Origin of the sequence: Streptomyces sp. NPDC017993 (assembly GCF_044328065.1) — a bacterium.
Taxonomy (GTDB): Bacteria; Actinomycetota; Actinomycetes; order Streptomycetales; family Streptomycetaceae; genus Streptomyces.
The window spans coordinates 122958-141918 of record NZ_JBIRGO010000007.1 but is presented as its reverse complement, the minus strand read 5'-3'; the positions used below and the strand labels follow the sequence as shown (position 1 = coordinate 141918).

20 protein-coding genes are annotated in these 18961 nt (G+C 73.1%); 8 read left to right on the top strand and 12 right to left on the bottom strand.

What is annotated here, in order from left to right:
- The first annotated feature begins 36 nt into the window (after positions 1 to 36).
- From ACH4FH_RS14790 to ACH4FH_RS14780, 3 genes are read left to right on the top strand one after another with little or no spacing between them, the layout of a single operon-like run.
- Entirely contained in the window at positions 37 to 1494 is a 1458-nt protein-coding gene (locus ACH4FH_RS14790) for an ADP-ribosylglycohydrolase family protein (protein ID WP_398556200.1), read from the top strand.
- A complete protein-coding gene (locus ACH4FH_RS14785) occupies positions 1491 to 2744 on the top strand; it encodes a CaiB/BaiF CoA transferase family protein (RefSeq protein WP_398556199.1) in 1254 nt (417 codons plus the stop codon). The genes ACH4FH_RS14790 and ACH4FH_RS14785 overlap by 4 nt, the downstream gene beginning before the upstream one ends.
- Complete coding sequence (locus ACH4FH_RS14780; protein ID WP_398556198.1) at positions 2741 to 3763, top strand: HpcH/HpaI aldolase/citrate lyase family protein; 1023 nt, start codon at positions 2741 to 2743, stop codon at positions 3761 to 3763. The genes ACH4FH_RS14785 and ACH4FH_RS14780 overlap by 4 nt, the downstream gene beginning before the upstream one ends.
- A 97-nt stretch (positions 3764 to 3860) precedes the next feature.
- Here ACH4FH_RS14780 and lgt read toward each other — a convergent pair whose 3' ends face one another.
- The 11 genes from lgt to hisI all read right to left on the bottom strand — a co-directional run bounded on the left by lgt (position 3861) and on the right by hisI (position 13503).
- A complete protein-coding gene (lgt, locus tag ACH4FH_RS14775; RefSeq protein WP_398556197.1) occupies positions 3861 to 5018 on the bottom strand; it encodes a prolipoprotein diacylglyceryl transferase in 1158 nt (385 codons plus the stop codon).
- Between the two features lie 115 nt (positions 5019 to 5133).
- A complete protein-coding gene (locus ACH4FH_RS14770) occupies positions 5134 to 5952 on the bottom strand; it encodes a DsbA family protein (RefSeq protein ID WP_398556196.1) in 819 nt (272 codons plus the stop codon).
- 122 nt (positions 5953 to 6074) lie between these two features.
- On the bottom strand, positions 6075 to 6893 hold the full coding sequence (trpA, locus tag ACH4FH_RS14765; RefSeq protein ID WP_398556195.1) for a tryptophan synthase subunit alpha: 819 nt from the start codon (positions 6891 to 6893) through the stop codon (positions 6075 to 6077).
- Complete coding sequence (gene trpB, locus ACH4FH_RS14760) at positions 6893 to 8173, bottom strand: tryptophan synthase subunit beta (protein ID WP_398556194.1); 1281 nt, start codon at positions 8171 to 8173, stop codon at positions 6893 to 6895. The genes trpA and trpB overlap by 1 nt, the downstream gene beginning before the upstream one ends.
- A gap of 294 nt (positions 8174 to 8467) precedes the next feature.
- Entirely contained in the window at positions 8468 to 8707 is a 240-nt protein-coding gene (gene trpM, locus ACH4FH_RS14755; RefSeq protein ID WP_398556193.1) for a tryptophan biosynthesis modulator TrpM, read from the bottom strand.
- Between the two features lie 34 nt (positions 8708 to 8741).
- On the bottom strand, positions 8742 to 9551 hold the full coding sequence (gene trpC / locus ACH4FH_RS14750) for an indole-3-glycerol phosphate synthase TrpC (RefSeq protein WP_398556192.1): 810 nt from the start codon (positions 9549 to 9551) through the stop codon (positions 8742 to 8744).
- Positions 9552 to 9750: 199 nt separating this feature from the next.
- Positions 9751 to 10272: a DUF2752 domain-containing protein gene (locus ACH4FH_RS14745; protein ID WP_398556191.1), complete on the bottom strand. Its 522-nt coding sequence runs from the start codon at positions 10270 to 10272 to the stop codon at positions 9751 to 9753.
- A gap of 166 nt (positions 10273 to 10438) precedes the next feature.
- Entirely contained in the window at positions 10439 to 10690 is a 252-nt protein-coding gene (locus ACH4FH_RS14740) for an HGxxPAAW family protein (protein ID WP_398556190.1), read from the bottom strand.
- Positions 10691 to 10775: 85 nt separating this feature from the next.
- Positions 10776 to 11426, bottom strand: a complete 651-nt coding sequence (locus ACH4FH_RS14735) for a TIGR02234 family membrane protein (RefSeq protein ID WP_398556189.1) — start codon at positions 11424 to 11426, stop codon at positions 10776 to 10778.
- Between the two features lie 98 nt (positions 11427 to 11524).
- Positions 11525 to 13078, bottom strand: a complete 1554-nt coding sequence (locus ACH4FH_RS14730; protein ID WP_398556188.1) for an anthranilate synthase component I — start codon at positions 13076 to 13078, stop codon at positions 11525 to 11527.
- 11 nt (positions 13079 to 13089) lie between these two features.
- A complete protein-coding gene (gene hisI / locus ACH4FH_RS14725) occupies positions 13090 to 13503 on the bottom strand; it encodes a phosphoribosyl-AMP cyclohydrolase (RefSeq protein ID WP_398556187.1) in 414 nt (137 codons plus the stop codon).
- Between the two features lie 24 nt (positions 13504 to 13527).
- Here hisI and ACH4FH_RS14720 point away from each other — a divergent pair, with 24 nt between their 5' ends.
- Positions 13528 to 13665, top strand: a complete 138-nt coding sequence (locus tag ACH4FH_RS14720) for a hypothetical protein (RefSeq protein ID WP_398556186.1) — start codon at positions 13528 to 13530, stop codon at positions 13663 to 13665.
- A gap of 116 nt (positions 13666 to 13781) precedes the next feature.
- Complete coding sequence (locus tag ACH4FH_RS14715; RefSeq protein ID WP_398556185.1) at positions 13782 to 14414, top strand: TIGR03085 family metal-binding protein; 633 nt, start codon at positions 13782 to 13784, stop codon at positions 14412 to 14414.
- 108 nt (positions 14415 to 14522) lie between these two features.
- On the opposite strand, the gene ACH4FH_RS14710 is transcribed toward ACH4FH_RS14715, so the two are convergent.
- Positions 14523 to 15419, bottom strand: a complete 897-nt coding sequence (locus ACH4FH_RS14710) for a LysR family transcriptional regulator (RefSeq protein ID WP_398556184.1) — start codon at positions 15417 to 15419, stop codon at positions 14523 to 14525.
- Positions 15420 to 15514: 95 nt separating this feature from the next.
- Between ACH4FH_RS14710 and ACH4FH_RS14705 the strand changes: the two genes are divergently transcribed.
- From ACH4FH_RS14705 to ACH4FH_RS14695, 3 genes are read left to right on the top strand one after another with little or no spacing between them, the layout of a single operon-like run.
- The gene (locus ACH4FH_RS14705; protein WP_398556183.1) at positions 15515 to 16240 is read left to right on the top strand and encodes a succinate dehydrogenase; all 726 of its coding nucleotides are present in this window, start codon (positions 15515 to 15517) and stop codon (positions 16238 to 16240) included.
- 1 nt (position 16241) lies between these two features.
- Positions 16242 to 18191: a fumarate reductase/succinate dehydrogenase flavoprotein subunit gene (locus ACH4FH_RS14700; RefSeq protein ID WP_398556182.1), complete on the top strand. Its 1950-nt coding sequence runs from the start codon at positions 16242 to 16244 to the stop codon at positions 18189 to 18191.
- Positions 18188 to 18931: a succinate dehydrogenase/fumarate reductase iron-sulfur subunit gene (locus ACH4FH_RS14695; protein WP_398556181.1), complete on the top strand. Its 744-nt coding sequence runs from the start codon at positions 18188 to 18190 to the stop codon at positions 18929 to 18931. Before ACH4FH_RS14700 ends, ACH4FH_RS14695 begins: the two co-directional genes overlap by 4 nt.
- Positions 18932 to 18961: the final 30 nt, after the last annotated feature.

Below are 18961 nucleotides of genomic sequence, written 5' to 3'. Positions count from 1 at the left end.
ACTCTCCCCGACGACGGAGGTCCGTCGGGTGGGCTCATGAGTGGCGTGGACACGGTGGCCGCGGCGCCTGCCGGGTACGGTCCGGCGCTGCGGGTGACGTGGGTCCAGCCCGAGGACCTGATGGGGCATGAGCTGCGGCAGGCGGCCGAGGACGGGCGGGACGCGGGGGCCATCGCGCGCCGGTGGTATGCGGCGGGCGGCACGCCGGCGCCGGAGCGGGCAGGCGCGTCCGCCGGCCCCTGCCCCCCTCCCCTGCGTGCGCTCGCGGGCGACCTCCTCGATCAACTCGCCGTGCTGCCCTGCCCGTTGGATGCCGATGAGCCCACCGAGCTCCCGGCGATCGAGGCGGCGCGCCCGTACCGGCCCTCGGATCGGGGGGAGGCCGCGAGCGGTGGCTCGCCCGCGCAGCGGCTGGAAGCCGGCTGGCTGGGGCGGGCGGCCGGCTGCCTGCTCGGCAAGCCCGTCGAGAAGCTCCCGCTCGACGGGCTCCGGGCGCTCGCCCGGTCGACCGGTAACTGGCCGCTGACCTCGTGGTTCACCGAGGCCGGGCTCGATCCCTCGGTGGCCGCCCGCTATCCGTGGAACCGCCGCAGCCGGGCCACCTCACTGGCCGAGAACATCGACGGCATGCCCGAGGACGACGACCTCAACTACCCGCTCCTGGGGCTGCTGCTCCTCGAACGCCACGGCCACGGCTTCGCTACCGCGGACGTGGCGCGGCTGTGGATGGACGAGCTGCCCGCCGGCCGCACGTTCACCGCGGAACGCGTCGCGTACCGCAACCTCCTGGACGGCATCGAGCCGCCGCACACCGCCCGGTACCGCAACCCGTTCCGGGAGTGGATCGGCGCGCAGATCCGGGCGGACGTCTTCGGCTGGACGCATCCGGGCGATCCGGTGACCGCCGCGGCGCTGGCCTGGCGGGACGCCACGCTCAGCCACACCGCGAACGGCGTGTACGCCGCGATGTTCGCGGCCGCCGCCGTCGCCGAGGCCGCCGGTGGCAGCGCCCGGGTGGACGACGTCCTGCGGGCCGGGCTGGGGGTGATCCCCGCGCGGAGCCGGCTCGCGCGGGCCGTCCACTTCGGAATCGAGGCCGCGCGCGCCGAGCCGACGGGCACACCGGCCGGTTTCGCGGATGTCGTCGACCGGCTGCACGCCACCTACGGGCACCACCACTGGGTGCACGCCGTCCCGAACGCCGCGCTCCTCGCCGCCGCGCTCGCCCATGCCGACGGCGACTTCGAGGGCTCCATCTGCCGTGCGGTGTCCGGCGGTTGGGACACCGACTCCAACGGCGCGACGGCCGGCTCCATCGCCGGGCTGCTCGCGGGATCACCCGCCGCGCTGCCCGCCCGCTGGACGGCGCCGCTGCGCAACCGGCTCGCCACGAGTGTCGGCGGGCTGGACGGCATCGGCTTCGACACCCTCGCGGCGCGCACCGCCGCCCTCGCCGTCCGCCACCCCGAACGACCGGAGGCCCCCGCACCATGACCGACCCCTCCCTTTCCGGTGAGTCCGAGCCCGCACCGCGCCACGACACCGCGCCCCGTCCCGCCCCCGGACCGCTGAGCGGACTGCGGGTACTCGACCTCGCCACCCTGTTCGCCGGCCCGCTCGCCGCGACCATGCTCGGGGACTTCGGCGCCGAGGTGACCAAGATCGAGCATCCGCGCCGGCCCGACCCGTCGCGCGGACACGGCCCCGCCAAGGACGGCGTCGGCCTGTGGTGGAAGCTGCTGGGCCGCAACAAGAAGACCGTCACCGCCGATCTCTCCCGGCCCGGCGGCCGTGCGGTGCTGCTCCGGCTGGTCGCCGAGGCGGACGTGCTGATCGAGAACTTCCGCCCCGGCACCCTGGAGAAGTGGGACCTGGGCTGGGAGGAACTGTCCGCCGTCAACCCGCGCCTGGTGCTGACCCGGGTCACCGGGTTCGGGCAGTTCGGCCCGTACGCCCGGCGCCCCGGATTCGGCACCCTCGCCGAGGCGATGAGCGGCTTCGCGGCGGCCACCGGCGAGCCGGACGGGCCGCCGACCCTGCCGCCGTTCGGGCTCGCCGACTCCATCGCCGCGCTCACCACGGCGTACGCGGTGATGGCCGCGCTGCGCGGACGGGACACCACCGGCCGGGGCCAGGTCGTCGACATGGCCATCATCGAACCGATGCTCGCGGTCCTCGGGCCGCAGTCCCTGTGGTACGACCAGCTCGGCTATGTGCAGCCGCGGACCGGCAACCGTTCCACCAACAACGCGCCCCGCAACACCTACCGCACCGCGGACGGCTCCTGGGTGGCGGTCTCCACCTCGGCCCAGTCCATCGCCGAGCGGGTGCTGCGGCTGGTCGGCCGGCCGGACGTGATCGACGAACCCTGGTTCGCGACGGGCGCGGGCCGGGCCGAGCACGCCGACACCCTCGATGACGCGGTCGGCGACTGGATCGCCCGCCACGACCGCGCCGAGGTGCTCGCCGCCTTCGAGAAGGCCGAGGCCGCCGTCGCGCCCGTCTACGACATCCGGGACGTGATGGCGGACGCGCAGTACCAGGCCCTGGGCTCCATCACCGAGGTGCCGGACGAGGAGCTGGGCACGCTGCGGATGCAGAACGTGCTCTTCCGGCTCTCCGAGACACCCGGAGCCATCCGGTGGGCGGGCCGCCCGCACGGCGCGGACACCGACGAGGTGCTGGCCGGGCTCGGGATGACCGGCACCGAGATCGCCGAGCTGCGCGCGGCCGGTGCCCTGTGACCGCCCCGCACACCTCCCAGGCCCCTCCCGCCGTGGTGCTGACCTGGCTGTATGTGCCCGGTGACCGCCCCGAGGTGGTCGCCAAGGCGCTCGGCTGCGGCGCCGATGTGGTCCTGGTGGACCTGGAGGACGCGGTCGCCCCGGGCCGCAAGGACTACGCACTGCGGGCCACCGCGGAGCTGCTGAGCGATCCGGCACCGGGGCCGGTGCCGGTGCACGTCCGCGTCAACGCGCTGGACGGTCCACGCGCCGAAACCGAGATCCGCACCCTCGCCGGGCTGCCGGGGCTGGCCGGCCTGCGGCTGCCCAAAGTGCAGGGACCGCCCGACATCCTCCGGGCCGTCGACTGGGCCACGACGGTCCCGGCCCCCTCGTCGGTCCCGTACGCCCCGGAGACCTCGGCCCGCCACCCCGCCCGGCGGACCATCGTGGGCCCTCTCCCCACCGGTCCCACCACGACGGGCAGCACCACCGCCACCCTCGCCCCCGCGCCCCCCGGGCGCCTCTCCTCCGCCGGCACGGCCAGGACTCCCGCCCTGCACGCCCTGCTGGAGTCCGCGCTGGGCATCGAGCACGCCTTCGCGATCGCCACCGCACACCCCGCGGTGCGCGGTATCGCCCTCGGCGAGGCCGACCTCGGCGCGGAACTGCGACTGCGGGACGAGGCGGGGCTGGCCTGGTCACGCGGCCGGACGGTGAACGCCGCCCGCGCGGCCGGTCTGGCCCCGCCCCCGCAATCGGTCTACCGCGACATCCGTGACCTGGACGGCCTGGCCCGGTCCTGCGCACGAGGCCGCGCCCTGGGCTTCCTGGGCCGGGCGGCGATCCACCCCCGCCAGCTGCCGGTCATCGAAGCGGCTCACCTGCCCGGCGACGAGGAGATCGAGGCCGCGGAAGAAGTCGTGCGGGCCGCCGCGACGGACGCCGGGGCGCTGGCCCTGCCGGACGGCCGGTTCGTCGACGCGGCGGTGGTCGCGGGCGCCCGGCAGGTGCTGGCCCTGGCGGGCCGCCGCCGCTGAGCCGCCGAACGACGAAGCGCCGGGCGGACTCGACACTGCGAGTCCGCCCGGCGCTCTCCGGCAGGCGTACGACCGCGTCACGCGCGGCCGCGGTTCGTCAGGACTTCTTCGTGCTGCCGCTCCCGGCGGGCTTCGCCGAATCCGCGGGCGCGTCGTCCGGTCCTTGTGGCGCGTCGGCGCCGGTGGTCCCGCCCGAGGCATCGGCATCGGCATCCGCATCGGGCTTCGCGGCCTCGGGCTTCTCCTCGGCCGGCACCTCCGCCTCGCCGTCGTCGGCCTCGGCGTCCGCCTCGGTCTTCGGCTCGTCCTTCGGCTCGGACGGCTTGTCGACGGAGACCTTGTCGCCCTTCGGGGTCTCCTTCGCACCGGGCGTCCCGGCCACGGCAGTACCGGTGGCACCGTCGCCGTCAGCGGCCTGCGCACCGTCCGCGACCTGCGCGAGCGGCTCGACGACCGCTTCGCGGCCGGGTGCCTTCTTCGCGGAGATCACCAGGTAGGCGACCGCGCCCAGGAAGACGAGGAGCGCGACCCAGACGTTCAGCCGCATGCCCAGGATGTGGTGCGCCTCGTCGACGCGCATGTACTCGATCCAGGCGCGGCCCGCGCAGTAGGCGGCGACGTAGAGCGCGAAGACCCGGCCGTGGCCCATCTTGAAGCGCTTGTCCGCCCAGATCACCAGCAGCGCGACACCGATGCACCACAGGGACTCGTAGAGGAAGGTGGGGTGGTAGGTACCGCCGACCCGGCCGATCGCGGGGTCGGAGCTGATCTCCAACGCCCACGGCACGTCCGTGGCCCGGCCGTACAGCTCCTGGTTGAACCAGTTGCCCCAGCGGCCGATCGCCTGCCCCAGAGCGAGGCCGGGCGCCAGCGCGTCGGCGTAGGCGGGCAGCGGGATGCCCCGCCGGCGGCAGCCGATCCACGCGCCGACCGCACCGAGTGCGACGGCGCCCCAGATCCCGAGGCCGCCCTCCCACACCTTGAAGGCGTCGAGCGGGTGGCCGCCCTCGCCGAAGTACGGCTCGTACGTCGTGATGACGTGATAGAGGCGTCCACCGACGAGCCCGAAGGGCACGGCCCATACGGCGATGTCCGCGACGGTCCCGGAGCGGCCACCGCGCTGGATCCAGCGCTTGTTGCCGAGCCAGACGCCGATGAAGACGCCGATGATGATGCAGAATGCGTAGCCGCGCAGCGGGATCGGGCCGAGATGTACGACACCGGTCGACGGGCTGGGAATGAATGCGAGGTCCATGGCAGGGTCGACGCTACCGCGCCGGGCGGGGTCGGCGACAACCCACCCGGCTACGGCTCCGTAACGACCCTGCCGTATGACGCCATGACGCTGCGTGTACGGACCGCGGCGGACGTCAGGACGCGGGCGCGGAACGCGTACCCGCCTGCTTGCTCTTGCCGGTGCCCTGCACCATCTTCTTCAGGTCCGCCGGGGTGAACCGGCCGCCCTTGGCCTTGGCGAGATCCTTGCCGTTGAGCAGCACGGTCGGTGTGCCGCCGTAACCGGAGGTGGCGAAGGCGGAGTTGGACTTCTGCACGAAGCCGTCGTAGGTGCCCTCGTTGACGCACCGGGAGAAGTCGTCGGTCACCAGCCCCTTGACCTTGCCCGCCAGCTGGATCAGGTACTTCTTGTCGGCGAACTTGTCCTGCGGCTCGGGCGGCTGGTTGGTGTAGAGGATGTCGTGGTAGTCGCGGAACTTCCCGGTGTTCTGGGCACAGAGCGCCGCGTTGGCGGCGTTGAGGGACCCCTTGCCGCCCATGTTGCCGTCGATGATCGTCGCGAGGTGGTACTCGGTCTTCATCCGGCCGGAGTCCTCCAGCTCGTGGATGACCGAGCGGAAACCGGTCTCGAACTGCCGGCAGGCGGGACAGCGGAAGTCCTCCCAGACCGTGAGGGTGGACGGGGCATTGGCCGCGCCCACCGTGACGGCCGGCTTGTCCCCGTCGGTGGCCGCCTTCGGCACCGCCATCTTGGCGTCGGCAGCGCCGGCGCCGTCAGCGCCTCCCACGACGGACGCCCAGACCGCTACGCCGCCGGCGACCGCCAGCACCGCCACGACCGAGCCGGCGACGATCGCCTGACGGCCGCGCCGGGCGCGCGCCTTTTCCTTCTCCCGCTGTGCCTGCAGCCGCTCGCGGGCGCTGCTCTTCGCGTCATGATTCTTTTGGCTCACACTCCTGGACAACGAAGCGGAGGGGTGCCGCTGCACCCCTCCGCACCGTTTTTCGCCCCTTTGGGGGATGGATCGACCGGCTGCACGCACTCACGCCCGGACGTGCGTACGTGCCTGCCGTCCTATGTGCGCCTGCGCACGCCCTCGGCCAGCTCTCCCGCCAGGGCGCGGACCCCGGCCAGACCCGCAGTCAGGTCGCCGTCCTCCTCCAGCAGGCGCTTGACGAACGCGGAGCCGACGATCACGCCGTCCGCGAACCGGGCCACCTCGGCGGCCTGTTCGGGGTTGGAGACGCCCAGGCCGACACAGACCGGCAGGTCGGTGGTGGCGCGGGTGCGGGTGACCAGTTTTTCCGCCTCGCGACCGACGGACACGCGGGTGCCGGTGACGCCCATCAGCGAGGCGGCGTAGACGAAGCCGCTGCCCGCCGCGGTGATCTTGGCGAGCCGCTCGTCGCGGCTGCTCGGCGCGACCACGAAGACGGTGGCCAGGCCGTGCTGCTCGGCGGCCTTGCGCCACACCTCGGACTCCTCGACCGGCAGGTCGGGCAGGATGCAGCCGGCGCCGCCCGCCTCGGCCAGATCGGCGGCGAACCGCTCGACGCCGTAGGCGTCGACCGGGTTCCAGTACGTCATGCACAGCACCGGCGCGCCCGTGGCGGCGTGCACCTCGCCGACCGTGCGGATCACATCGACGATCTTCACGCCGCCGCGCAGCGCGATGTCGTCCGCGGTCTGGATCACCGGCCCGTCCAGGACCGGGTCGCTGTGCGGCAGCCCGACCTCGACGATGTCGCAGCCGCCGTCCAGCATCTCGGCCATCGCCCGAACGCCGCCGTCCACGGTCGGGAAACCGGCCGGGAGGTAGCCGACGAGCGCGGCGCGGTTCTCCGCGCGGGCCGCGGCCAGCACCGAGTTGAGCAGTTCGATGTTGCCTGCCATCACTTCTCACCTTCGCCCGTGGGGCGGACGACGCCGTCCACGTCGGCTTCGCCCTTGTCGTCGTACAGCCCGAAGTAACGGGCGGCGGTGTCCATGTCCTTGTCACCGCGGCCGGAGAGATTCACCAGCAGCAGGCCCTCCGGGCCCAGCTCGCGGCCCAGCTCCAGGGCGCCGGCCAGCGCGTGCGCGCTCTCGATCGCCGGAATGATGCCCTCGGTCTGCGACAGCAGCCGCAGGGCCTGCATCGCCCCGTCGTCGGTGACGGCGCGGTACTCGGCCCGGCCGACGTCCTTGAGGTAGGCGTGCTCGGGGCCGATGCCGGGGTAGTCCAGGCCGGCCGAGATGGAGTACGGCTCGGTGATCTGGCCGTCCTCGTCCTGCAGGACGTAGCTGCGGGAGCCGTGCAGGATGCCCGGGGTGCCCTCGGTGAGGGTGGCCGCGTGCTCGCCGGTCTCGACGCCGTGGCCGCCCGGCTCGCAGCCGACCAGCCGGACGCTCTCGTCGCCGAGGAAGGCGTGGAAGAGGCCGATGGCGTTGGATCCGCCGCCGACGCAGGCCACTGCGGCGTCGGGCAGGCGGCCGGTGCGCTCCAGGAGCTGGCGGCGCGCCTCGACGCCGATGACGCGGTGGAAGTCGCGGACCAGGGCCGGGAAGGGGTGCGGTCCCGCGACCGTGCCGAAGAGGTAGTGGGTGCGGTCGACGTTGGCGACCCAGTCCCGGAACGCCTCGTTGATGGCGTCCTTGAGGGTGCGGCTGCCGGACTTCACGGCGATGACCTCGGCGCCGAGCATCCGCATCCGGGCGACGTTGAGCGCCTGGCGCTCGGTGTCGATCTCGCCCATGTAGATGGTGCATTCGAGGCCGAAGAGGGCGCAGGCGGTCGCGGTGGCGACGCCGTGCTGGCCGGCGCCGGTCTCGGCGATGACGCGGGTCTTGCCCATCCGCTTGGTGAGCAGCGCCTGGCCCAGCACATTGTTGATCTTGTGCGAGCCGGTGTGGTTGAGGTCCTCGCGCTTGAGGAACACCCGCGCGCCGCCTGCGTGTTCGGCGAACCGCGGCACCTCGGTGAGCGCGCTGGGCCGGCCGGTGTAGTTGACCATCAGGTCGTCGAGCTCGGCCGCGAACGCGGGGTCCGCCTTGGCCTTCTCGTACTCCGCGGCGACCTCGTCGACCGCGGCGACCAGCGCCTCGGGGATGAACTTGCCGCCGAAGGCACCGAAGTAGCCCGCGGCGTTCGGCACACGACCCTCGGGGTCGGGAAGGAAGAAATCGGAGGACATCTGACGCACTCCTAGGCCGGGGCGGTCGCCCCGGAAGTCCGGTTATGTCGGCATGTGGGCATCCAGGCATCACGGTATGCGCGCGCAGGCGTCGTTCGCTGCCACCGCGGAGCCGGTGGGGCCGTTGTCGTGGGCGGCCGTTCAGGGCGTGGGTGCGGTCGGCAGCGCGGTACGCCGCGTCGGCCGGAGGGGCACGGTGCCACCGCCGTGGTGAGACGACGTGCGGCGGCCGGGGGGCGGCCGGCCGTCATCGGACCGCCGTGCCCTCCGGCCTTTGCGTGCGGGGCCGACGCGTCAGCGCGCGGACCCCGGTCGCCATCGCATGCCGTTGATCTGCCCCGGCTCGGAGCCGATGTGGTACCTGACCCGGCGTCCGTGGACGCGCCGGGCGGGCGCCCGGCAGCCGCGCGGCCGACAGCCGCGGACGAGAGCCGGGTAGGGGGCGCGGGCGCCACCCGCCGCGGCGCGCACACCGGCCGGGCCCGGGTGGGGTCCCCGGGCCTGGCGGCGGATGCCTGCGGCGGTGGTGGTCATGTCGGTGTCCGGGCTGCCCTGGCTGTCCGGCCGCTCAGGACCGGCCGTGGCGGATCGCCGGGTGCGAGCCCGCGGCGACCAGGTCGGCGACGGCGGTCTTGGGGTCCTTGCCGGTGACCAGCGACTCGCCTACCAGGACGGCGTCCGCGCCGTCGTTGGCGTACGCGATCAGGTCGTGCGGCCCACGCACGCCGGACTCGGCGATCTTGACGATGTGGTCGGGGATCTCGGGGGCGATCCGGGCGAAGTTGCCGCGGTCGACCTCAAGGGTCTTGAGGTTGCGGGCGTTGACGCCGATGATCTTGGCGCCGGCGTCGACCGCGCGGGCGACCTCGTCCTCGTCGTGCACCTCGACCAGCGGGGTCAGGCCGATCGACTCGGCCCGCTCGATGAGCGAGACGAGCGCTTCCTGCTCCAGCGCCGAGACGATCAGCAGCGCGAGGTCGGCGCCGTAGGCACGGGCCTCCCAGAGCTGGTAGGCGGTGACGATGAAGTCCTTGCGCAGGACGGGGATGTCGACCTTCGCGCGCACCGCTTCGAGGTCGGCCAGCGAACCGCCGAACCGGCGCTGCTCGGTGAGGACGGAGATGACCGCCGCACCGCCCGCTTCGTAGTCGGCGGCGAGCCCTGCGGGGTCGGCGATCGCGGCGAGCGCGCCCTTGGAGGGGCTGGAGCGCTTCACCTCGCAGATCACCGTGACGCTGTCGCCCTTGAGCGCGGCGACGCCGTCCTTGGCCGGTCGTGCCTTCTGCGCCCGGTCCTTGAGCTCGTCGAGGCCGACGCGCGCCTGCCGCTCGGCGAGGTCGGCGCGGACTCCGTCGATGATCTCGTCGAGCACACTCACGCGAGCGGCCTCCTTCTTGAACGGTGGAGGTGGACAGTGACCCTCGGGGCGAGAATCCGTCCCAGCAGGCTCTCCGATGGTATCCGCCACGGGGCGCAGGTCTCGCATCCGGTTGACGGTGGTCCCACAACCTGGACATCCGCGTGCCCTCCCCGGCGCGCGGAGCGGCCGGGATCAGCCCGTCGGCGCGGACGGCCGGTCACGGGACCAGCCCGGTGCCGAAGGGCAGATTGCGCAGGACCGTGAAGGCCAGGGCCAGCCCGCCCAGAGCCCACCAGTGCCCCGCGCGCGGACGGGGGCCCCGGGTGGGCCGTCCGCGCGTCGCACGGGCCAGCCAGGTCGCCCAGAAGAGCGCGAAGGCGGCGTAGCCGGCCACCGCGAGGGCGTTGGCGCCCAGCGCCGACACGAGGTCACCGTGCGCGACGGCGTACGCGCTGCGCAGCCCGCCGCAGGCCGGGCAGTAGATGCCGGTGAGGTGCAGCAGGGGGCAGACCGGGTAGTGCCCGGGCTCGTGGGGGTCGACGGCGCCGACGTAGGCGAAGGCGGCCGTGACGGCGGCGAGAGTGCCCAGGGGGGCCGCGAGGCGGCGCTGCGGGGGGCGTGCGGCCGCGGGGGCCTCACTCGCGGCAGGGGGCCTGCCGCGAGGTCCGGCTGCCGGGCGGTCCTCCCACCGGACAGCAGGCGGGGCTCCCGGTCGGATCCGGTGCGCGCGCTCGCTCACGCTGCCGATTGTCCTGCGGTATGCGCGAAGGCGCAGCTTCTCGGCCGCCGTACGGGGGTGGCACGGACGGCGGGTACGGCACGACGCGTGCGTACGGGCCGGGAAGCGGCGCCTTCGGGAGGTTCTGCCGGGTGGCGCCGGGAATCCGGCGCCACGGAGAAGAGCGTCAGCCCTCCTGGGGCTGTGCCTTCGCCGTCGCCGTCGCGCGCGGCTGCGCCGAGCGCTTGGGGGCGTCGCCCAGGCCGGCCATGCGCATCAGGCCGCCGACCACGGCGCCGAGGCCGATCAGGGCCATGCCGGCCCAGAAACCGGGCACGTTCGCCAGCACGATGAAGGCGCCCGCGACGCAGAAGCCGATGAACGAGATGATGACGCCGGTCCAGGCGGCGGGGGTGTGTCCGTGGCCACTGCTCGACATGAATGCTCCTCGTTGCTCTTTCGCGCCGGGGTCAAGGCGCGGTGATCCTCGGCGTCCATTGTCACCGATGCCGGAGGGCACACGGCTACCGGGTGGGGTCCTCACCGCGGTCCAGGGACTTCCAGATCTCTTCCGGCCGGTCCAGGTCCGGCGCGACCGGGGCACGGCGCGGACCGCGGCCGCCGCCCGGCGTGCGCTCGTAACGGCCCGACATCGCAGGCCAGTAGCGGCCGTGGAGCAGCGCCAGCACCCCGGCGATCAGCAGCAGCAGGCCGCCGGCCGCGGCCACCCAGGGCCACGGGGTGTGCGTGACGTGATGCACATCGGTTCCGGTCAGGCCGACGGCGGTGGCCGCCTTCTCCCGCAGCGCCGAGGTGTCGGAGTTGCCGAGCACCGCGGCGACGACGGTGCCCAGGCCGCTCAGGGCGAGCAGCGCGGCGACGGCGAACCGGCCCGCCCGGCGCACCGCGAAGACGGCCACCAGCGCGGCCAGGCCGACGACGGCGAGCGCGCCGGGCACGCCCGTCACATCGCTGCCGGTCACGCGGCGCGGCAGCTCTCCCTGGGCGAGGACCGCGGTGCCCTCGGCCCAGGTCCGGCCGGAGGACAACAGTGCGAGGCCGGCGCCCGCCGCGCCGGTCAGCAGCGCGAAGGCGAGGCTGCGCTTGGCACTGCTGGGGGCGGCCGGCGCGGGCGCGGGCTCGGCGTCTGTACGGGGCTGGGGTACGGCACTCACGCCCACCACTATCGCGCACCGCGGGGTGGGGACCGGCGCGCGGGGTGTGCGGGACGGATTCCGCGGGCGCCGACCGCCGTCCCCGGCGGGGTGCGCCGCTACGTCGCCATGCGGTTCGCGGTGTGCACCGCGCGCAGGACCGCGGCGGCCTTGTTGCGGCACTCGGTGTCCTCGGCGACCGGGTCGGAGTCGGCGACGATGCCGGCGCCCGCCTGGACGTAGGCGGTGCCGTCCCGCAGCAGGGCGGTGCGGATCGCGATGGCGGTGTCGGAGTCCCCGGCGAAGTCGAGGTAGCCGACGCAGCCGCCGTACACCCCGCGGCGGGTCGGCTCCAGCTCCTCGATGATCTGCAGGGCGCGTGGCTTGGGGGCACCGGAGAGGGTGCCGGCGGGGAAGCAGGCAGTGAGCACGTCGAAGGCGGTGCGGCCCTCGGCGACCTGACCGGTGACCGTGGAGACGATGTGCATCACGTGGCTGTAGCGCTCCACGGACATGAAGTCGACGACCTCGACGCTGCCGGGCTCGCAGACCCGGCCCAGGTCGTTGCGGCCCAGGTCGACGAGCATCAGGTGCTCGGCGCGCTCCTTGGGGTCGGCCATCAGCTCGTCCGCGAGCGCCTGGTCCTCCTGGACGGTCGCGCCGCGCGGGCGGGTGCCCGCGATGGGGTGCACCATCGCCCGGCCGTCCTCGACCTTCACCAGCGCCTCGGGGCTGGAGCCGACCACGTCGAAGCCTGCCCGCTTCCGGCCGTCACCGTCCTCGCCGCCCTCGAAACGGAAGAGGTACATGTACGGGCTGGGATTGGTCGCCCGCAGCACGCGGTAGACGTCCAACGCGCTTGCGGTGCAGGGGGTTTCGAACCGTTGGGAGGGCACGACCTGGAAGGCCTCGCCGGCCCGGATGCGCTCCTTGATGTCCTCGACGACCTCCTGGAATTCCTCGCCGCCCCACTTCGCGGTGTACGGGGGCACCTCGGAGGGCGGCAGGGCCGCGGCGCTCGCGTGTGCGGGCCTGGCGAGGTCGTCGGCCATGGTGTCGAGCCGGGCGACCGCGTCCGCGTACGCCTCGTCGACGCCGGTGTCGAGGTCGTTGTGGTTGATCGCGTTGGCGATCAGCAGGACCGTGCCGTTCCAGTGGTCCAGGACCGCGAGGTCGGAGGTGAGCAGCATGGTCAGCTCGGGCAGCCGGAGGTCGTCGGTGGTGTGGTCACCGATCTTTTCCAGCCGGCGCACGATGTCGTAGCCGAGGTAGCCGACCATGCCGCCGGTGAACGGCGGCAGGCCCGCGCCCTCGATGAGGTCGCGCGGGGTGTGCAGCGCCTCGACGGTCGCGCGCAGGGCGGCCAGCGGGTCGCCGTCGGTGGGTACGCCGACCGGCGGGGTGCCGAGCCAGTGCGCCCGGCCGTCGCGCGCGGTGAGCGTCGCGGCGCTGCGGACGCCGATGAAGGAGTAGCGCGACCACGTCCGGCCGTTCTCCGCGGACTCCAGCAGGAAGGTTCCGGGGCGCTCGGCCGCGAGTTTTCGGTACAGCCCCACCGGGGTGTCACCGTCGGCCAGCAGGCGCCGGGTGACGGGGATGACCCGCCGGTCCTTGGCGAGGGTGCGGAAGGTGTCGAGGTCCGGAGTGGCGGTGCCGGTGGTTCCCGTGGTCATGGGAGCGGAGCCTACTGGTCCGTGTGGGGCGTGGGGGTCAGCACATCCGCGTCGAAGCAGGTGCGGTCGCCGGTGTGGCAGGCGGCGCCGACCTGGTCGACCTTGACCAGAACGGTGTCGGCGTCGCAGTCCAGGGCGACGGACTTGACGTGCTGGACGTGGCCCGAGGTGTCGCCCTTGACCCAGTACTCCTGGCGGCTGCGCGACCAGTACGTGCAGCGGCCGGTGGTGAGCGTGCGGCGCAGTGCCTCGTCGTCCATCCAGCCGAGCATCAGCACCTCGCCGGTGTCGTACTGCTGGGCGATGGCGGGGACGAGGCCATCGGCGCCGCGCTTGAGGCGGGCGGCGACGGCGGGGTCGAGGGTGGGGGCGGGAGAGGACGGGGCGGGGTCCTGCTCGGCGGCGCGGCTGCTCATGGTGTCCATTGTGCCGTGCGGCATCCTGCTGACATGCATCAGCAGCAGCCGCCCCGCCCGCCACCGCCGCAGGAACCGGACCCGGACCGCGCCGGCAGGGTCGCGGTGGTCGTGCTGGGCTCGGTTTTCGCGGCTGCGGTGGTGGTGAGCGTGGTGCTGTGGTGGCGGTGAACGTGGTGCTGTGGTGGCCGTGAGCGGCGGCGTTCCGGCGTCCGGGCCCCGGACCCGCGCGCCCCGGGACGCGCGGTGCCGTGGCAGTGCCGGGAGGCCGGTCGTAGGCTGACCGTATGTCGACCCATGCGAAGCGTGAACGACTCCTTTTCGCCGACCTGTTGGAGAGCGCCGGCCCCGACGCGCCGACTCTGTGCAAGGGCTGGACGACGCGGGAACTGGCCGCGCATCTGGTGGTGCGCGAGCGGCGGGCCGACGCGGCCGGCGGGATCCTCGTCAAGCCGCTGGCCGCGCGGCTGGAGCGGGTGCAGGCGGAGTTCGCGGCCAAGCCCTACGAGGAGCTGATCCAGCTCATCAGGACCGGGCCGCCGCGGCTGTCGCCGTTCGCCCTGAAGCAGATCGACGAGGCGTCCAACACCGTCGAGTTCTACGTCCACGCCGAGGACGTGCGGCGGGCGCAGCCGGACTGGGCCCCGCGGGCGCTGGATCCGGTGTTCTCGGACGCCCTGTGGACCCGGATCGAGCGGTTGTCCCGGGTGCTGGGGCGTAAGTCTCCGGTCGGGCTGGTGCTGCGGCGGCCGGACGGGCGGACGGCGGTGGCTCATCGGGGCACTCCGGTGGTCACGGTCGTCGGGGAGCCCGGAGAGCTGACGATGTTCACCTTCGGCCGGCAGGCGGTGGCCGATGTGGAGCTGGACGGCGACAAGGACGCGGTGGCACGGGTGAGGCAGGCCGAACTCGGGCTGTGACCGTGGCCGGGCCGGGCGTCCCCCCGCCGACAGCGGGGGACGCGCCGGGCCGGGCCCGCCATGTCGAGCTCCCTGCCCGGTGTCCACCCGTATCCGCGTTGCGCCCGGTCAGGCCAGGCCCACGTCCAGGTGCTCCATCAGGATGCGTTCCAGTTCGCGCGCGGCGCGGGGCGGGGAGACGTCGCCGCGGTGCGCCACGGAGACCACGCGGTGCATGCCGGGGGTCGAGAAGCGGGTGACCCGCAGGCCGGAGCGCTCGGCGACCATGCTGGGGACCACGGCGACGCCCAGACCGGCCCGGACGAAGCCGAGGACGGCGTCCATCTCGCCGCCCTCCACGGTGAAGGTCGGCTCGAAGCCGGCCGCCCGGCACGCCGCGGTGGTGAATTCCCGCAGGTCGTAGCCGCGCCGGAACATCGCGAGCGGGCGGCCGCGCAGATCCTCGACGCCGATGCCGACCGCCCGGCCCCCGGGGGCCGGGCGGTCGGGGGCCGAGACCACGACCAGTTCCTCACGCAGCAGCTCCGAGGTGGCCAGGGCGGGCGCCTGGACGGGCAGCGGCGTGATGATCAGGGCCAGGTCCAGTTCGCCGTCGGCGAGTGCGCGCACGAGGTCCTGGGAGCCGTCCTCGGTGACGATCAGGTCCACCCCCGGATAGGTGGCGTGGAAGGCCCTGAGGACGTCGGGGACCAGGCTCGCGCAGAGACTGGGCGGGGCGCCGAGGCGCAGGCGCCCGCGGCGCAGCTGGGCGACCTCCTGGACCTCGCGGCGCGCCGTCTCGGCGTCGGCCAGGATGCGGCGCGCGAGCGGGAGCAGGGTCTCCCCGGCGTCCGTGAGGGTGATGTGGCCGCGCGCGCGATGGAACAGCTCGGCGCCCAACTCCCGCTCCAGGGAGCGGATCTGCTGGGAAAGGGAGGGCTGCGCCACATGTTCGCGCTCGGCGGCGCGGGTGAAGTGGCGGGTGTCGGCCACCGCGGTGAAATAGCGGAGCTGTTGGAGCTGCATGGTCGCCATCGTAAGCGTCAATAGGCTGGGACTATGGAGATGAGCCGTTTCATGTCTTGGACTGATCGGGGTCGGCGTCCCTACCGTCAGGACTCATGGCACTGGACACACGGACGGATCGACGGCCGTCCTTCGCCGGCCTCCTGTGGGGCTCGACCGTCGGCAAGAAGACGGCCATGGCCGTCAGCGGCATCGTGATGCTGCTGTATCTGGTCGTCCACATGCTGGGCAACCTCAAGATCTTCTTCGGGTCGGTGGACTTCAACGGCTACGCGGCCTGGCTGCGCACCATCGGCGAGCCCTTCCTGCACCACGAGTGGTTCCTGTGGATCGCGCGGGTGGTGCTGGTCGCCGCGGTGGTGACACATGCCGTGGCCGCCTACCAGCTCAGCCGGCGGGACATCGCGGCCCGGCCGGTGAAGTACGCCCGCCCCGCCGCAGGGCAGCGGAGCAAGCGGCGCCGGACGAGCTACGCCACCCGCACCATGCGCTGGGGCGGCGTCATCCTGGGCCTGTTCATCGTCTGGCACCTCCTGGACCTGACGACGCTGACGGTGAATCCGCGCGCCGAGGCCGGCCACCCGTACGAGAACGTCGTGGCGACCTTCTCGACCTGGTACGGCAACACCGTCTACATCGTGGCGATGCTGGCCCTGGGGCTGCACGTCCGGCACGGCTTCTGGAGCGCGGCCCAGACCCTCGGCGCCGGCAGCGCCGCCCGGGACCGGGTCCTCAGGACGACCGCCACTGTTCTCGCGCTGCTGCTGACGGCGGGCTTCGTCTCCGTGCCCGTCGCCGTCATGACCGGATGGGTGAGCTGACGTGACCGCATACACCGACTACGCGACCGGCACCCCGGTCGCCGACGCCAAGGCTCCCGAGGGCCCGATCGCCGAGCGCTGGGACACCCGCCGCTTCGAGGCGAAACTGGTCAACCCGGCCAACCGGCGCAAGCACACCGTGATCGTCGTCGGCACCGGCCTGGCGGGCGGCGCCGCCGGCGCCACGCTCGCCGAACAGGGCTACCACGTCGTGCAGTTCTGCTACCAGGACTCACCGCGCCGGGCCCACTCCATCGCCGCGCAGGGCGGGATCAACGCCGCCAAGAACTACCGCAACGACGGCGACTCCATCCACCGCCTCTTCTACGACACCGTCAAGGGCGGCGACTTCCGCGCCCGCGAGTCGAACGTGCACCGGCTGGCGCAGGTCTCGGTGGAGATCATCGACCAGTGCGTGGCGCAGGGTGTGCCGTTCGCCCGCGAGTACGGCGGGCTGCTCGACACCCGCTCGTTCGGCGGCGTCCAGGTCTCCCGGACCTTCTACGCCCGCGGCCAGACGGGGCAGCAGCTGCTGCTCGGCGCCTACCAGGCGCTGTCGCGGCAGATCGCGGCGGGGAACGTGGAGATGCACTCCCGCACCGAGATGCTGGACCTGATCGTGGTGGACGGACGGGCCCGCGGCATCGTCGCCCGCGACCTGATCACCGGGAAGATCGACACCTACTTCGCGGACGCGGTGGTGCTGGCCTCGGGTGGCTACGGCAACGTCTTCTACCTCTCCACCAACGCCATGAACTCCAACGCGACCGCCGTCTGGCGGGCGCACCGGCGCGGCGCCTATTTCGCCAACCCCTGCTTCACCCAGATCCACCCGACCTGCATCCCACGCACCGGCGACCACCAGTCCAAGCTGACGCTGATGAGTGAGTCGCTGCGTAACGACGGCCGCATCTGGGTGCCGAAGGCCCGGGGTGACGCGCGGTCGCCGAAGGACATTCCCGAGGACGAGCGCGATTACTACCTGGAGCGGATCTACCCGGCCTTCGGCAATCTCGTCCCCCGCGACATCGCCTCCCGGGCGGCGAAGAACGTGTGCGACGAGGGGCGCGGGGTGGGCCCCGGCGGCCAGGGCGTCTACCTCGACTTCGCCGACGCCATCGCCCGGATGGGCCGCAAGGCCGTCGAGGCGAAGTACGGCAACCTCTTCGACATGTACGCCCGGATCACCGACGAGGACCCCTACGAGGTCCCGATGCGGATCTACCCGGCCGTGCACTACACGATGGGCGGGCTCTGGGTCGACTACGACCTCCAGACCGCCGTCCCCGGCCTGTTCGCAATCGGCGAGGCCAACTTCTCCGACCACGGCGCCAACCGGCTCGGTGCCTCCGCCCTGATGCAGGGGCTGGCCGACGGATACTTCGTGCTGCCGTCCACCATCAACGACTACCTCGCCCGCAATCCGCACAACGACGCGGTCGACGGCTCTCACCCGGAGGCGGCGGCGACCGTGCGGCAGACCGAGGAACGGCTCACCGCGCTGCTGGCCGTGGACGGGGACCGGACGCCGGACTCCTTCCACCGCGAGATCGGCGAACTCATGTGGGAGTACTGCGGGATGGCGCGTACCGACGAGGGCCTGCGCAAGGCCCTCGACCGGATCCCGCAGATCCGCGAGGAGTTCTGGCGCCGCATCAAGGTCCCCGGCACCGGCGCGGAGTTCAACCAGTCGCTGGAGAAGGCCAACCGCGTCGTCGACTACCTGGAACTCGCCGAGCTGATGTGCCTCGACGCGCTGCACCGGGCCGAGTCCTGCGGCGGTCACTTCCGCGAGGAGTCCCAGACCCCGGACGGCGAGGCCGAGCGCCGCGACGAGGAGTTCTCCTACGCCGCCGCCTGGGAGTTCACCGCCACCGGCGGCGCCCCCACCCTCCACAAGGAAGACCTGGTCTTCGAGTACGTCCACCCCACTCAGCGGAGCTACGCATGAAGCTCACCCTGCGCGTCTGGCGCCAGAAGAACGCCGACGCCGCCGGCACCATGTCCACGTACGAGGTGGACGGCATTTCCTCCGACATGTCCTTCCTGGAGATGCTGGACACCCTCAACGAGGAACTCATCCTGGGCGGTGACGACCCGGTCGCCTTCGACCACGACTGCCGCGAGGGCATCTGCGGCGCCTGCTCGCTCGTCATCAACGGCGACGCGCACGGCCCCGAGCGCACCACCACGTGCCAGCTGCACATGCGGTCCTTCGCCGACGGCGACACCATCGACATCGAGCCCTGGCGCGCCGCGGCGTTCCCGGTCGTCAAGGACCTGGTCGTCGACCGTTCCGCCTTCGACCGGATCATCGAGTCCGGCGGCTACATCACCGCCCCGACCGGCGCCGCCCCCGAGGCGCACGCCACCGCCGTCCCCAAGCCGGCGGCCGACGCCGCCTTCGAGCACGCCGAGTGCATCGGCTGCGGCGCCTGCGTGGCGGCCTGCCCCAACGGCTCGGCGATGCTCTTCACCTCGGCGAAGGTCAACCACCTCAACGTCCTGCCGCAGGGCTCGCCGGAGCGCGAGTCCCGCGTCCTGGACATGGTCGGCCGGATGGACGACGAGGGCTTCGGCGGCTGCACCCTCACCGGCGAGTGCGCCACGGCCTGCCCCAAGGGCATCCCGCTGTTCAGCATCACGAAGATGAACCGCGAGTTCGTCCGGGCGGCGCGCAAGGGGAAGTGACGGGCGTGGGCGGGGCGCCCGTCCGTACCG

What these genes read in the sequence shown, in the direction of transcription:
- ACH4FH_RS14740 (WP_398556190.1), bottom strand. Translation starts at nt 10,690, where the DNA reads ATGTCGAGCAGTGGCCACGGACACACCCCCGCCGCCTGGACCGGCGTC.
- hisI (WP_398556187.1), bottom strand. Translation starts at nt 13,503, where the DNA reads ATGGACACCATGAGCAGCCGCGCCGCCGAGCAGGACCCCGCCCCGTCC.
- trpB (WP_398556194.1), bottom strand. Translation starts at nt 8,173, where the DNA reads ATGTCCTCCGATTTCTTCCTTCCCGACCCCGAGGGTCGTGTGCCGAAC.
- trpM (WP_398556193.1), bottom strand. Translation starts at nt 8,707, where the DNA reads ATGACCACCACCGCCGCAGGCATCCGCCGCCAGGCCCGGGGACCCCAC.
- ACH4FH_RS14790 (WP_398556200.1), top strand. Translation starts at nt 37, where the DNA reads ATGAGTGGCGTGGACACGGTGGCCGCGGCGCCTGCCGGGTACGGTCCG.
- trpA (WP_398556195.1), bottom strand. Translation starts at nt 6,893, where the DNA reads ATGGCAGGCAACATCGAACTGCTCAACTCGGTGCTGGCCGCGGCCCGC.
- ACH4FH_RS14785 (WP_398556199.1), top strand. Translation starts at nt 1,491, where the DNA reads ATGACCGACCCCTCCCTTTCCGGTGAGTCCGAGCCCGCACCGCGCCAC.
- ACH4FH_RS14715 (WP_398556185.1), top strand. Translation starts at nt 13,782, where the DNA reads ATGTCGACCCATGCGAAGCGTGAACGACTCCTTTTCGCCGACCTGTTG.
- ACH4FH_RS14720 (WP_398556186.1), top strand. Translation starts at nt 13,528, where the DNA reads ATGCATCAGCAGCAGCCGCCCCGCCCGCCACCGCCGCAGGAACCGGAC.
- ACH4FH_RS14710 (WP_398556184.1), bottom strand. Translation starts at nt 15,419, where the DNA reads ATGCAGCTCCAACAGCTCCGCTATTTCACCGCGGTGGCCGACACCCGC.
- ACH4FH_RS14730 (WP_398556188.1), bottom strand. Translation starts at nt 13,078, where the DNA reads ATGACCACGGGAACCACCGGCACCGCCACTCCGGACCTCGACACCTTC.
- lgt (WP_398556197.1), bottom strand. Translation starts at nt 5,018, where the DNA reads ATGGACCTCGCATTCATTCCCAGCCCGTCGACCGGTGTCGTACATCTC.
- ACH4FH_RS14695 (WP_398556181.1), top strand. Translation starts at nt 18,188, where the DNA reads ATGAAGCTCACCCTGCGCGTCTGGCGCCAGAAGAACGCCGACGCCGCC.
- ACH4FH_RS14705 (WP_398556183.1), top strand. Translation starts at nt 15,515, where the DNA reads ATGGCACTGGACACACGGACGGATCGACGGCCGTCCTTCGCCGGCCTC.